The following is a 12,163-nucleotide window of genomic DNA, read 5'->3' on the forward strand; positions in this document are numbered from 1 at the left end:
CCGGGGCCGGCGCAGTGCACACGGACTTCCACCCAGCCTTCACCTGGTTCCTCGAACGCCTCGGTTCCCCGCATGCCCCGCGCAAGGCAGGCCGCCGCAAGCTCGTCGAACTCCTCCGGCCCCGGGCCCCGCGAAGGCCCAGTGACTGACCGACGACATCTTCGACACCCTCGACGAACAGACGGTCGTCGCCGCCCATCTCGCCTCCTACGTCGGCCTCGCCCCACGACCAGGCGGTCGGCAACCTCAATCCACGGCGATCACGCCCCCAGAGACGGAAACCGGCAGCTCGAACGGGCGATGTTCCTGTCCGCATCCGCCGCGCTCCACGATCCCGCCCCGCGCGCCTACTACGACGAACCCGGAGCCCCACGCCTCGCTTGACGAAAGACACAGAGACACCCGTCATGCGGGTCGGTTGGTGTGAGCGTGGGTGTGCTCCATGCTGCGAGGAGGCGCCGATGGCGTCGCCCCGATGGCACACCGATGAGTTTCCGCGCTTGCGGGTGTCTACAGGTGCGAGACCCTGACCGAGGGCGAGACCAGGAGACGAGACATGAGCACTGAGCAGACCACCGCGGCCAACGGCTTCTCCTACACGCTGACTCGAACATGGGACGTCCCCGTGGCGAAGGTGTGGCGGGCGTGGACCACCGCCGAGCAGTACGCCCGGTGGGCAGGCGCTGCTGCCGGCTCCGTCGAGATGGACGTGAGGTCGGGCGGAGCATGGAAGGCGACGATGGTCACCCCCGACGGCGGACAGTTCCCGCTGACCGGCTCCTATCTCGAGGTCGCCGAGAACCGCTGTCTGGTGGTCGGCATGGACGTACCTGGCAAGCCCGAACCCGCGGCCATGACCATGGAACTCGACGAGAAGGACGACCACCACACGCAGATCGTGCTCCACCAGACCTGCGCCACCGCCGAGGAACGCGACATGGCAGAACAGGGCAGCACCATGCTTCTCGACAGCCTGAGCGCCTTCCTGGCCGCGGAGACGAAGGACTGAACGTCCTTCAAACCCGCCGGCGGACCGTGGATCACGGGGCAGTCCGTGGACAAGGGCGGCGCCTGCGAAGACACCGCGGCCCCCTTCGCCCTCGTACGGGGGAAGGGGGCCGCAGTGGGACGGCGGACGGTTCAGGGAGCCGCGGTGGCGGCGGGACCACGGACGTGATCGCGGCGGGCGGCTTGGGCTCGGGGACCAGAGCGGTGGCGAGGATCACCACGACGGCCATCGTCCAGAAGACGTACTTCTTCGGCTCGGTCACCCCCACCCGCAGCATGGTCAGGCAGATGATCAGACAGAGGAGGGGCGACCGGGCCGGACCACCCTGGATGGTGCGGCCGACGAACAGTACGGGCACGTTCGGCGTCAGTGCGGCGGCGACACAGCCGACGACCCTGAGCGCCGGCCGATGGCGTCACCCAGCCCCGGCAGGAACAGCGAGACCAGAGCCGCCGAGGTGAAGAACACGGTCTGGGTGAGCCCGATCTCGGCCGAGCCGGCTCCGAAGCTCTCCTCTGTGCGCTTGGTGAGGTTGGCGATGCCTCGGAGCCGGCGGGCGGAGCCTCGTGGTCACGGGCCGGACGCCGGCGTCTGTCTTGGCCGACTGGCCGGCCGGCCGGTCTGCGGTCGAACCGGGCGTCGGACAGATCGCAGGGGTACGGCTCCCGCTGGCTCACGGCACAACGTCATCACGAACGAGTCGGAGACTGCCGTTCCGCCGCTCTTCGGGCGATTCGACGCGATGAGTACGGCAAAGCGGGGCGAAATGCTCATCGCGCGTCAACACCAACCGTCCTGCCGAGGCCCGCCCGACTGCGGCATGACACAGGTCACGGAGCGTCTGGCTGGATCTTGGAATGCGCAGCCCCCCTCCGCTGCTGCACCCCTTGAGGGCTTGCCCTGTTCTACGGGCCTGCTGGGCAATGGTGCTCAGCGCGACGGGCCACGGGAGCCGGAGACGACCCAGGCCTTCCTGCTCTCTCGCTCCTGGACCGCTGTTGTTGAAAGGTTTTCCTGCGCCATGCCCCTGGCTCTGCTGGCTCTGGCCGCCGTCGCGTTCGGCATCGGCACGACCGAGTTCGTCACGATGGGGCTGCTGCCCCAGATCGCTGACGGGATCGGCGTGTCCGTGCCGCACGCCGGCAACCTCGTCTCGGCCTACGCGCTCGGTGTCGTCGTCGGAGCCCCCGTGCTGACGGGCATCGGTGCGCGTGTACCCCACAAGCGGCTGCTGCTGTTCCTGTCCGGACTGTTCGTGATCGGCAACATCGCGTCCGCGCTTGCTCCCGGTTACGGCCTCCTGTTCGCCGCGCGTTTCCTGGCGGGCCTGCCGCACGGAGCGCTGTTCGGCGTGGGCGCCGTCGTGGCCTCCCGGCTGGTCGCCCCCGAACGGGCCGCGCGCGCCGTCTCGAGGATGTTCCTCGGACTCACCATCGCGAACATCGTCGGCGTCCCGGCCGGCACGGCCCTCGGGCAGCAGTTGGGCTGGCGGTCCGCCTACGGCGCGGTCGCCGTCATCGGCCTCGTCGCGCTCGCCTCGCTGGCACTCTTCGTTCCTCACCAGCCGCGCGGCCGGCAGTCCGGAATCCGGCACGAGCTGCGGGCCATGGGCAACAGGCAGGTCGCGATCGGTCTGGCCACGGCCGTTGTCGGCTTCGGCGGGTTCTTCGCCGTCTACAGCTACCTGGTGCCCATGCTGACGCACCTGACGGGCGTCTCCGACTCCTCGACCACTTTGGTCCTCGCTCTCTACGGCGTCGGCATGACGCTCGGCACGCTGATCGCAGGCCCGCTCACGGACCGGGCCCTGCGCCCGACGCTGTACGCGGGGCACGCTCTGCTCGCCGCGGCACTGGTGACGTTCTACTTCACCGTCCACAGCACCGTGGCCGCCCTGGTGACGATCACCTTCATCGGTGCGATGGGTTCCTTCATCACCACGCCCGTCCAGATGCTGCTCATGGCCAAGGCGAAGGACGCTCCCACGATGGCGGCGGCCTCCAACCACTCCGCCTTCAACCTGGCCAATGCGGGCGGCGCCTGGCTTGGCGGCTTGGCCATCTCGGCGGGCTGGGGCTGGGCCTCGCCCAGCATGGTCGGCGCGGCTCTTGCCGCAGCAGGCCTCGGTCTGGCCTTCATCGGCGGCCTCATGGACCGAGGCAACCCCAGCTCCGTGGTGATCACTTCATCCGACGCGGAAGCCTCGACGGAAGCCGGACAGGTCACGGCAGCCCAACGCATGGATGAACCTACTCGCTCCCCCCAGCCTCCGGCAGCCCCCGGGAGCCGGGAGCAGCGCCCGGGGGCCCCGGCAACCTGATGGGATCGGCCCGGCAGGAAACGCTGTCGGCCGCTCCGGCCGACTGCTTCCGCACCAACAGGGCCCGGTGCGGGAGCAGTCGGCCGGAGCGGCGGCCGTATCGACACCCACCTGGACGGCCGCCAAAAGTCACGCGATGCGGACCGGCACCCGATGGCCGGTCAACAGAGCCTGGGGAGAGCGGCGGTCTCCTCCTCCGGGACGGCGAGAGCGGCCAGGCGGCGTGCACGGGTGACGGCCATGTGCCCCACGCGCGATGTCCCGTCGGCGGCGGGACCGCCGGGACCCCCCGGGCGGGCCGCCCATGAACGGGACGGACTGGGCCGAGCTGCTCAAGAACCAGCAACCGGGCGCCCAGCGGCCGGTACCCCCTCTTCCCCAGCCCCGCCGTCGCCAAGTCGCTGCTCCGTAAGCCCGGGAGTCGGCTCCCCGGGACATGCAATGAGACGAACGGGCCCGCCAAGCAGCCGCTGGCGGACCCCTTGCCCTGTGAGCGGAGCAACCGTGACCACAGGAACCTTCATCGTTCTGATTGAGCTTCCGCGTCCACCGGCGACGGCTGCCTGAAGCAGAGGGGGACTGCCCTCCGTGGGCCGCCCGGCGGGCGCGAGGCGACCGCGGCTGCTTCCGTCATCGCGCCGCCGGGTGTCCAGGGGAGAGGCCCGCGGAACGCCACGCCGGCAGTCAGAACATCTCACGCATCCGGCTGATCTCGCTGGTCTGCTGTGCGATCACATCGTTCGCCATCTCCTCGACCTGTACGTTGTTGCCGTCCGAGAGCACCGAGGTGGCCATGGTGATCGCGCCGTCATGGTGCGTGATCATGAGTTTCAGGAACAGCTCGTCGAAGGCCGCGCCCCGCGCCGCGCTCAGCTGCTTCATCTGTGCCTCGGTCGCCATGCCGGGCATCGCGGCATGATCGTGGTGGTGCCCCGCGCCCGCGCCACCACTGGTGTGCCGCGCCCCGCCGTGGTTCTTCAACCACCCCTTCATGGCGTCGATTTCAGGCCCCTGACCTGCGGCGATGCGTGAGGCGATCCGCTTTACGCCGTCCGACCTCGCCTGGTGCGCGGCGAGTTCGGTCATCTCCAGGGCCTGGCCATGGTGGATGATCATCATCTGGACGTACTCGAAGTCCGCCGCATTGGGGGAGTCGTCGGGCAACTCCTTCGCGGCGTCCTCGGCGGACAGGGTCCGGGCGGGCTCACCGGGCTTGCCGGGAGCGATCACCGAGGGACCGGGCGCGCTTTTCTTCCCCGGGGCGTCCGCTCCCGAGTCGCACCCGCTGACAGCGAGGGCGACAAGGGCGAGAGCAGTGACCGCCCGCCACTTGACACGATCAAAGTTTTTCATGACGGATGCGCTGCCATCTTTTGATCTGTGCATGGAAATACGATACTGCCGCTGTCCGTGAACCGTTCCCTTGTGAACGGAGACCAGGGAGGAAACAGTGAACCTGTTGAACAGTCCCCGAACACGGCCCAGACGCCTGGCGGTCGTGACAGCCGCCGCCGGCCTGCTGGCGGCGCTGCTCACAGCGGCTCCGGCCGTGGCGACGCCCGACCCCGGCGACGCCACCACCACGCCTCAGCGAGTGTCGAAGAGTGAGGCGGCCGAGACCAGAACGGCCATCGCCAAGGGCGAGATACCGGCGCCCGACGAGATCGTCCACTCCGACAACATCGAACACCTCGCCAACGTCCCCAAGGACGCCCTGCCGGACCTCAACTCCGACCTCGCCTTCCAGGGCAAGTACGCGTTCGCCGGCAACTACGACGGCTTCCGCATCTTCGACATCAGCAATCCGAGGGCACCCAAGACGGTCTCCCAGGTGCTGTGTCCGGGGTCGCAGAACGACGTATCCGTCTCCGGGAACCTGCTGTTCCTGTCCACCGACTCCTCACGCAGCGACAACTCCTGCTCGAGCACGACGCAACCCGCGAGCGAGAAGTCGTCGTGGGAGGGCATGAAGGTCTTCGACATCAGCGACAAGAAGAACCCGAAGTACGTCGCGGCCGTCGAGACCAACTGCGGCTCACACACGCACTCCCTCGTTCCCCATGGCCGCAACGTCTACATCTACGTGTCCTCGTACTCCCCGAGCCCGTCGTTCCCCGACTGCCAGCCCCCGCACGACGGCATCTCGATCATCAAGGTGCCGCGTGACGCCCCCCAGAAGGCCGCGGTCGTCAACTTCGCGGTGCTCTTCCCGGGCGACGGCCCCGACGGCGGCGGCAACCCCGGCGCACCCACCAACCCGGGTGTCTCCAAGACGACCGGCTGCCACGACATCACCGTGCTGCCGTCGAAGGACCTGGCCGCCGGTGCCTGCATGGGCGACGGCATCCTGATGTCCATCAAGGACCCGGAGCACCCGAAGGTCATCGACCAGGTCCAGGACAACGTCAACTTCGCGTTCTGGCACTCGGCGACCTTCAACCAGACCGCGAAGAAGGTCGTCTTCACCGACGAACTCGGCGGCGGAGGCGCCGCAACCTGCAACGCGGCCGTCGGCCCGAACCGCGGAGCCGACGGCATCTACGACATCGTCGGCAAGGGCGACCAGCGCAAGCTCGTCTTCCGCGGCTACTTCAAGATCCCCCGGCACCAGGCGGACACCGAGAACTGCGTCGCCCACAACGGCTCGCTGATCCCGGTCAAGGGCCGCGACCTCATGGTTCAGGCCTGGTACCAGGGCGGCGTCTCGGTCTGGGACTTCACCGACTCGACGAAGCCGAAGGAGATCGGCTACTTCGAGCGCGGCCCGCTCACCACGGACCGGCTGACCGTGGGCGGCTCCTGGTCCGCGTACTACTACAACGGCCACATCTACTCCAACGACATCGCCAAGGGCTTCGATGTGCTCAAGCTCAGCGACCGGCGCACCGACCCGGCCCGAAAGATCCGCCTGGACCAGCTGAACGTCCAGACCCAACCGGACTACTTCGACTGACCCGGCAAAGGCCTGCCGGGCTCCGGGCCCAGGAACCCGGCAGGCATGGGCAAGCGCCATGGCACCGGTCCCGCCGGGCGGCTCATCGCCCGGCGGGCCACCCAGCTCCCAGCCCTGGCACAGGCGGCAGCCGAACGCCACAGGGGCCACGGCGCCGCCGATCCGCCATGCCGCCCGCCGGGACACCGGCGGGCGGCATGGCATCCTCACATCCCCAAGACGGCAACGCCCTCGCCGATACCTTCTCCGAGGCCGTCGTCCAGCCCGTCGCTGATGCGGTTCTTGGCGTAGAAGCTCTTCAAGATGAGGTCGCCGGCCTGATTGTCGTCTTTCGGGATGGGCCTGACGGAGAAGTCGAACTTCTTCACTTCCGGGTCCTACTCGGGTTCCGCGGCTTCCTCGTAGGTGCTGGCGAATGGGTACTCGTCGCCCTCCTTGCCGCCGTTGGCGTAGTGGGGTCCCCAGTACCGCTTGCACTGCTTGACCGCTGCCGCGCGGTTCTTGTCGATGCGGGTGCTGCTGACCGTGCGGCGCAGTGGATCCTTCGCTGTCTGGCCAGGCACCTTGGAAAGCATGGTGGGCCCGGCCGCAGCCTCCCCCGGTGCGGCCGGGCTTCCGTCAGAGCGGGGGTGAGGGCTGCTGCTGCGGCGGTGTGCGTACTCGGATGTCCGCAGGGCATCGAGTTGAGCATCGATCGGCGCCCGGGGGATCGCCGGCTGAGTGCCGCCGAGGGGCGCGTCAGGTGAACGTGCCCCTCGGCGGTGCTGGTGGCGAAAGGGTCAGAGCTGGCCGGACGCGGCGATGGTGATCTTCGCGGAGGTACGGCCGCTGGAGGAGCCATGGGCCTCGATCTTCTTGACGAGGTCCATGCTCTCGGTGTCGGCGACCTCGCCGAACACCACGTGCTTGCCGTCCAGCCAGTCGGTCACGACGGTCGTGACGAAGAACTGCGAGCCGTTGGTGTTCGGGCCCGCGTTGGCCATGGACAGCAGGCCCGGCCGGTCGTGCTTGAGGGTGAAGTTCTCGTCGGCGAACTTCTCGCCGTAGATGCTCTTGCCGCCGGTGCCGTTGCCCCGGGTGAAGTCGCCGCCCTGGAGCATGAAGTCGGGGATGACACGGTGGAACGACGAGCCCGCGTAGCCGAAGCCCTTCTCGCCGGTCGCGAGGGCGCGGAAGTTCTCCGCCGTCTTGGGGACCACGTCGTCGAACAGGTTGAAGACGATCCGCCCGGCGGGCTCGTCGTTGATGGTGACATCGAAGTAAACCTTGGTCGTCATGCCCCCATCCTGACATTCCGCCGGGTACCGCTCGCCCACCACCCTGCCGTAGCCGGGCCCGTCGGCAAGACCGCTGTGCAGACCCGTGCGGTGGCCCTGACCCGGTGTACAGGATGAACGCATCAGTCACCGAACGAGCGCGGTCATGCCCGCTGGCCCGTCATCGGCCGCGGATGACATCCCGGCCGCCGGCAGGACAGCCGGATAAACGGCACGTGTGCCGGGTAGGACGGACGTCGGGGTGATCTCCACCGCGGAGGACGCCCCAGCATTCGCCCCGGCCGGGCTTGCCCGGCGAGAGAGAAGGAACAGCCAGATGGCCAGTGGCACGGTGAAGTGGTTCAACGCCGAGAAGGGGTACGGCTTCATCGCCCAGGACGGCGGGCCGGACGTCTTCGCCCACTACTCCAACATCTCCGGCACCGGTTACCGCGAGCTGGTCGAGGGAGAGAAGGTGACCTTCGACGTGGCGCAGGGCCAGAAGGGACCACAGGCGGAGAACATCGTCCGCGGCTGACCTGAACACACCCTGCCCTTGCCGGCGTGTATTGTTGCTGGTGCCGACGCGGGGTGGAGCAGCTCGGTAGCTCGCTGGGCTCATAACCCAGAGGTCGCAGGTTCAAATCCTGTCCCCGCTACCACACGAAAGGGCCCGTTCTCCGGGCCCTTTCGCATGCACCCACGGCTTCGGTCTGCCCGACGGGGACCTCCGGTGCCGGCCCCTGCTCAGTACGCAGGGTGACCGACCGGGAGGGGCAGAAGCTGCAGCAGATCGTGCGCCGGGGCAGGCACCAGTTCGGTGCGGCACCGGTGCGCGATGACGCTGCCGGCCTCGGCCGGAGGGAACCGGGTGCCGGTGATCGCGAAGCTGGTGCAGGCCGATGAGGACACCGTTCGGGATTCACCGTAGCGGCTCACGGGCCTCTGTACGATGCGCGCAGAGCATCTGGCCGTTCCGTTCAAGACGGTCGTTCTCGGGGTCGAGGTCACCATAAGGAAGGTGGATCTGCTGCCGGATCCGGCACCCGAGGGGGCTGAGTGGATTGAGGCCTACCGGCACGGGGGCCGTGAAGGCATCCGAGTCAGCGGCCGCGCGGCGGCGTCGGCCGGTAGCCCTGATCGGCGAGCCGGGCTCGGGCCCGGTCCGCTCGGCCCACACCGCCGCCACAGCCCACTCCTCCCCAAAACCGCTCGCCTCGGCTCACCTCAGGGCGTTTGAGCATGACGTCCGGTCGGCTCCGGCTGCCTCGTCCGCTTCCCATCCGGGTCCACCCGCGGCGGCGATAGGGTCCGCCGTGTGAGCGAGTATCAGTACTACGAGTTCCAGGCTCTCGACCGTCCGCTCAGCCGCGAGGAACAGGAACAGCTGCGGGCCATCTCCACCCGGGCCCGGATCACCGCGACCAGCTTCACCAACACCTACAACTGGGGTGATCTGAGCGGGAATCCGCGCCGTATGGTCGAGCGCTGCTTCGATGCCCATCTGTACGTCACCAACTGGGGCACCCACCGTCTGATGCTCCGCCTGCCCAGGCAGACCCTGGCTCTGCCCACGGTGAAGCCGTACTGCCTCGACCACCATGTCGACGCCTGGACCACCCGCACCCACCTCCTGCTCGACCTCACCAGCGACGACGAAGGCGGCGACTGGATCGAGGGCGCCGACGACTCACTGGCGGCCCTCATCGGTGTCCGCGACGAACTCGCCACCGGCGACCTGCGCCCCCTCTACCTCGCCTGGCTCTCCGCGCTCGCCGCCTGGGAACTCGAGGACGACGACGAAGAGGAGTACCAGACCTGCCCGGAGCCACCCGTCCCGACCGGGCTCGGCGAACTGACCGCCCCGCAGCGCGCGCTCGCGGACTTCCTGCGCGTGGACGACGACCTGCTGGCCGTCGCGGCCCAGGCCAGTCCCGCCGCGCCCAGGAAACCGGCCAGGCCTACGAAGAAGGAACTCGCCCCGCTGATCGCCGCAATGTCCCAGAAGGAGAAGGACGCTCTGCTGCTGCGGCTCGCCCTCGGTCCGGAACCCGGGCTGCACACCGAACTCCTGCACCGCCTGCACGGCACCGGCGCCCCCACCACGGTTTCCGGGCGCCGGTCCGCCGCCCACCTCCTGGACGCCGCACACACCCTGCGCACCGAACGCCGCCGGCGCGCCGAACACGAACGGGCCACCGCCCGCGCTCAGCGCCTGACCGCCCTCGCGAGCGAGGCCGAATCCGCCTGGCAGCAGATCGAGGCGCACATCGCCACCAAGAAGACCAGCGCCTACGACCAGGCCGTCACCCTCCTCGCGGAACTGCGCGACGCCTACGCCCACACCGGACGGCACACCGACTTCGGCCGGCGCCTGACCCGCCTGCGCGAGGACAACCAACGCCGCACCGGCCTCCTCCACCGCCTCGACCGCCACAGTCTCCGATAGGTCCCGTACGTACCGCTTCGGGATGTCTTCACCAGCCGTGAGGGGAGCGCGGGACTGTATCCGAACAGGGAAGAGGCGTCTTGTGTCAGTCGTTCCGCCGGGCGGCTCAGCGCCTCGCCGTGAGGGACTGCCGGGTGACCGGGAAGTCGAAGTAGGTGTCCGGGTAGGGCTCGGGCTTGTAAGTGTAGTGCCACCATTCCTCGGCGAGGTTGACGAACCCGAGGTTCTCCAGCGTGCTCTTCAGGAGCAGCCGGTTGGCGCGTTGTTGCCCCTGGATCCTGGGGTCGAGCGTGTGGGCGAGGGTGTCGAAGCAGTCGTAGCCGGTGCCCATGTCGAGGGAGTTGTCCGGGAAGCGTTCGGCCTTGGGCGCGTAGCAGGGCACCAGGGGCTTGCCGGGGACGTAGGGGCGGGTCGGGCCGGCCGGGAGCTCGACGATGGTCAGGTCCATCGTCGAGCCGCGGCTGTGGCCGGATTTCGCTGCGATGTAGCCGTCCGCGAACAGCCGGGTCTTGTCGACGTGCGGGTAGAACTCGCCCTTCATGGCCTGGTCGTCGAGGTCCTGGGCCCAGCGGACGAAGTGGTCGACGGCGCGCTGGGGCCGGTAGCAGTCGTAGACCTTGAGGCTGTAGCCCTTGCGCAGCAACTGTTTCTGGGCCGTATGAAGGGCCTGGGCGGCGGGGCGGGTGAGGATGCAGAGCGGCTGCCGGTAGCCGTCGATGCGCCGGCCGACGAAGTTGTGGGGGGTGAAGTAGCGGATCTCCTGGATGATCGTCGGATCCACGGCGCTCAGGGCGACGAAGTCTTTGGGGGCCTTGGGCTCGGGGGCCGCCCGGGCGGTGGCTGAGGCGGCGGTCGCGGTGAGCAGGACGGCAGCGGCGGTGATCAGGCCACGTACGGCACGGAGTAGACGTGTCATGCTCCCCTCATCTACCAGGAGCGGGGACCATGAGGGAAGCGGTTGCACATGAGGTTCCTCCGGAAGCCCGCTCGGAGGGCGCGCCGTCCCGCCGCCCGGCGGGTGCGGTGCGGGGGTCACGGTCCAGCCCTGCGGGCCCTGGCCGGCTGCGTGGTGGTGAACGAGGGCGTCGCGCAGTCGCGCTGAGCCCCTGGGTGCGTTGGTCGTCCCGGCTGGTTCATCGAGCGGGCTGGGTCGGGTGGTGCGGGCGGCGCGGCCCGCCACCGGCACCACCTGGCCCTGTGCGCTGTGAGGGTTACGGCAGTCGCACGAACGGCGACAGGAAGGCGCGCGCTCCGGGAGTGTCCAGCCGGTAGCCGACGTTGGTGGCGTAGCAGGGGCTGTCGCCGGTGATGGTCGTCGCCGCGAGGATGCGCTTACCGTCGATGACGGCGAAGTTGGGTCCGCCCGAATCGCCGTAGCAAGTACCGCCGTTGCCCTGCGGCGCGGTCATCGCAAGGCGCACCCAGGCGTTGTTGAGGGCGTTGAAGCTCACCGGTGCCTTCATCCGGACGCCGCCGCCCGGGTGAGTGTGGCCGCCCGGTCCGTTCACGGCCTCCTGGGTGCCGTATCCGGCGACAACCCAGTCGGTGGAGTTGAGCTTCTGCGGTCCGAGCGACCCGAGCTGGTCGGCGGTCGGCAACGCGGCCGGGGTGAAGGACCAGCGTGACCTCATCTTCGCGGCGGGGAGTTCGACGACCGAGATGTCGTGCGTGTCGGCGGCGGGGCCCGGGTAGCCGGGGTGGCTGTGGGCCGTGCCCTGGACGGCGACGGCTCTCGCCTGGGCGGCGGGGTCACCGGGGTACTTCTTCGCGGCGGCGTCCAGTCCGGCCTGGACGTCCTGGTCGAGAGAGACGTAGAACCGTACGTTGTCCGGCCAGTCCGTGGTGCAGTGCGCGGCCGTCAGGAATGTGTCCGCGTCGATCATCGTGCCGGAGCAGACCCAGTCGACGCGGTCCGGAGTAGCCGGATCGTCGTCGTTGTCCCAGGTGGCCACGAGGGCGCCGACCTCGGTGCGTTCGGGGGCGGGGGCCGCGTTGTAGGAGCTGATCGCGGGCGAGGGCGACGCAACGGCGAGCACGGTGGCGCAGGCGGCCGCGGCGACGGCGGTGGCGCGTATGGCGGTCAAGAAGAACCCCTTCGCTGGGTGTGGATCGGGTGTTCCTCCTGTGGGGGTGGGTGCATTGAAGCGCCTGTGATCGTCTGCGGCAAGACCACGAG

Annotated in this window: 11 protein-coding genes, 1 tRNA gene and 3 pseudogenes; 8 read left to right on the plus strand and 7 right to left on the minus strand. The window is 69.0% G+C overall.

Annotation, left to right across the window (positions count from 1 at the left end):
• Nucleotides 1-29 precede the first annotated feature (29 nt).
• Nucleotides 30-357, plus strand: a pseudogene (locus tag C1I97_RS42930) (transposase); the annotation flags it as partial.
• A gap of 199 nt (nt 358-556) precedes the next feature.
• Nucleotides 557-1,009, plus strand: a complete 453-nt coding sequence (locus C1I97_RS06735; protein WP_111002309.1) for an SRPBCC family protein — start codon at nt 557-559, stop codon at nt 1,007-1,009.
• Nucleotides 1,010-1,178: 169 nt separating this feature from the next.
• Here the strand turns inward: C1I97_RS06735 and C1I97_RS41190 are convergent.
• A pseudogene (locus C1I97_RS41190) lies at nt 1,179-1,534 on the minus strand (MFS transporter); the annotation flags it as partial.
• 496 nt (nt 1,535-2,030) lie between these two features.
• On the opposite strand from C1I97_RS41190, the gene C1I97_RS06745 reads away from it, so the two are divergent.
• The gene (locus tag C1I97_RS06745) at nt 2,031-3,329 is read left to right on the plus strand and encodes an MFS transporter (protein WP_258382452.1); all 1,299 of its coding nucleotides are present in this window, start codon (nt 2,031-2,033) and stop codon (nt 3,327-3,329) included.
• Between the two features lie 684 nt (nt 3,330-4,013).
• Here C1I97_RS06745 and C1I97_RS06750 read toward each other — a convergent pair.
• On the minus strand, nt 4,014-4,682 hold the full coding sequence (locus C1I97_RS06750; protein WP_111002310.1) for a DUF305 domain-containing protein: 669 nt from the start codon (nt 4,680-4,682) through the stop codon (nt 4,014-4,016).
• Between the two features lie 97 nt (nt 4,683-4,779).
• On the opposite strand from C1I97_RS06750, the gene C1I97_RS06755 reads away from it, so the two are divergent.
• Complete coding sequence (locus tag C1I97_RS06755) at nt 4,780-6,282, plus strand: LVIVD repeat-containing protein (RefSeq protein ID WP_111002311.1); 1,503 nt, start codon at nt 4,780-4,782, stop codon at nt 6,280-6,282.
• Nucleotides 6,283-6,488: 206 nt separating this feature from the next.
• Here C1I97_RS06755 and C1I97_RS06760 read toward each other — a convergent pair whose 3' ends face one another.
• From C1I97_RS06760 to C1I97_RS06765, 3 genes are all read right to left on the minus strand, one after another.
• A complete protein-coding gene (locus C1I97_RS06760) occupies nt 6,489-6,650 on the minus strand; it encodes a hypothetical protein (protein ID WP_181446601.1) in 162 nt (53 codons plus the stop codon).
• A 9-nt stretch (nt 6,651-6,659) separates the two neighbouring features.
• On the minus strand, nt 6,660-6,845 hold the full coding sequence (locus C1I97_RS39705; protein WP_181446602.1) for a hypothetical protein: 186 nt from the start codon (nt 6,843-6,845) through the stop codon (nt 6,660-6,662).
• 216 nt (nt 6,846-7,061) lie between these two features.
• Nucleotides 7,062-7,559 (minus strand): peptidylprolyl isomerase, encoded by a 498-nt coding sequence (locus tag C1I97_RS06765; protein ID WP_111002312.1) that lies wholly within the window; start codon nt 7,557-7,559, stop codon nt 7,062-7,064.
• Between the two features lie 316 nt (nt 7,560-7,875).
• On the opposite strand from C1I97_RS06765, the gene C1I97_RS06770 reads away from it, so the two are divergent.
• From C1I97_RS06770 to C1I97_RS06785, 4 genes and pseudogenes are all read left to right on the plus strand, one after another.
• Complete coding sequence (locus C1I97_RS06770; protein ID WP_111002313.1) at nt 7,876-8,076, plus strand: cold-shock protein; 201 nt, start codon at nt 7,876-7,878, stop codon at nt 8,074-8,076.
• 47 nt (nt 8,077-8,123) lie between these two features.
• Nucleotides 8,124-8,200 (plus strand) — tRNA-Met (locus tag C1I97_RS06775).
• 97 nt (nt 8,201-8,297) lie between these two features.
• Nucleotides 8,298-8,460, plus strand: a pseudogene (locus C1I97_RS41195) (IS630 family transposase); the annotation flags it as partial.
• Nucleotides 8,461-8,856: 396 nt separating this feature from the next.
• Nucleotides 8,857-9,987 carry a hypothetical protein gene (locus tag C1I97_RS06785; RefSeq protein WP_111002315.1) on the plus strand — a complete coding sequence of 377 codons (1,131 nt, stop codon included), beginning with the start codon at nt 8,857-8,859 and terminating at the stop codon, nt 9,985-9,987.
• A 106-nt stretch (nt 9,988-10,093) separates the two neighbouring features.
• Here C1I97_RS06785 and C1I97_RS06790 read toward each other — a convergent pair whose 3' ends face one another.
• Together C1I97_RS06790 and C1I97_RS06795 are read right to left on the minus strand one after the other, a co-directional pair.
• Nucleotides 10,094-10,903, minus strand: a complete 810-nt coding sequence (locus C1I97_RS06790) for a M15 family metallopeptidase (RefSeq protein WP_111002316.1) — start codon at nt 10,901-10,903, stop codon at nt 10,094-10,096.
• Between the two features lie 295 nt (nt 10,904-11,198).
• Complete coding sequence (locus tag C1I97_RS06795) at nt 11,199-12,071, minus strand: trypsin-like serine protease (protein WP_181446604.1); 873 nt, start codon at nt 12,069-12,071, stop codon at nt 11,199-11,201.
• Nucleotides 12,072-12,163: the final 92 nt, after the last annotated feature.

The sequence above is a fragment of the Streptomyces sp. NTH33 genome, assembly GCF_003236365.1.
Classification (GTDB): domain Bacteria; phylum Actinomycetota; class Actinomycetes; order Streptomycetales; family Streptomycetaceae; genus Streptomyces.

Bases quoted from the DNA above. Each gene is read 5' to 3' on its own strand.
- C1I97_RS06790 (WP_111002316.1), bottom strand. From the start codon at position 10,903: ATGACACGTCTACTCCGTGCCGTACGTGGCCTGATCACCGCCGCTGCC.
- C1I97_RS06765 (WP_111002312.1), bottom strand. From the start codon at position 7,559: ATGACGACCAAGGTTTACTTCGATGTCACCATCAACGACGAGCCCGCC.
- C1I97_RS06750 (WP_111002310.1), bottom strand. From the start codon at position 4,682: ATGAAAAACTTTGATCGTGTCAAGTGGCGGGCGGTCACTGCTCTCGCC.
- C1I97_RS06745 (WP_258382452.1), top strand. From the start codon at position 2,031: ATGCCCCTGGCTCTGCTGGCTCTGGCCGCCGTCGCGTTCGGCATCGGC.
- C1I97_RS06770 (WP_111002313.1), top strand. From the start codon at position 7,876: ATGGCCAGTGGCACGGTGAAGTGGTTCAACGCCGAGAAGGGGTACGGC.
- C1I97_RS06735 (WP_111002309.1), top strand. From the start codon at position 557: ATGAGCACTGAGCAGACCACCGCGGCCAACGGCTTCTCCTACACGCTG.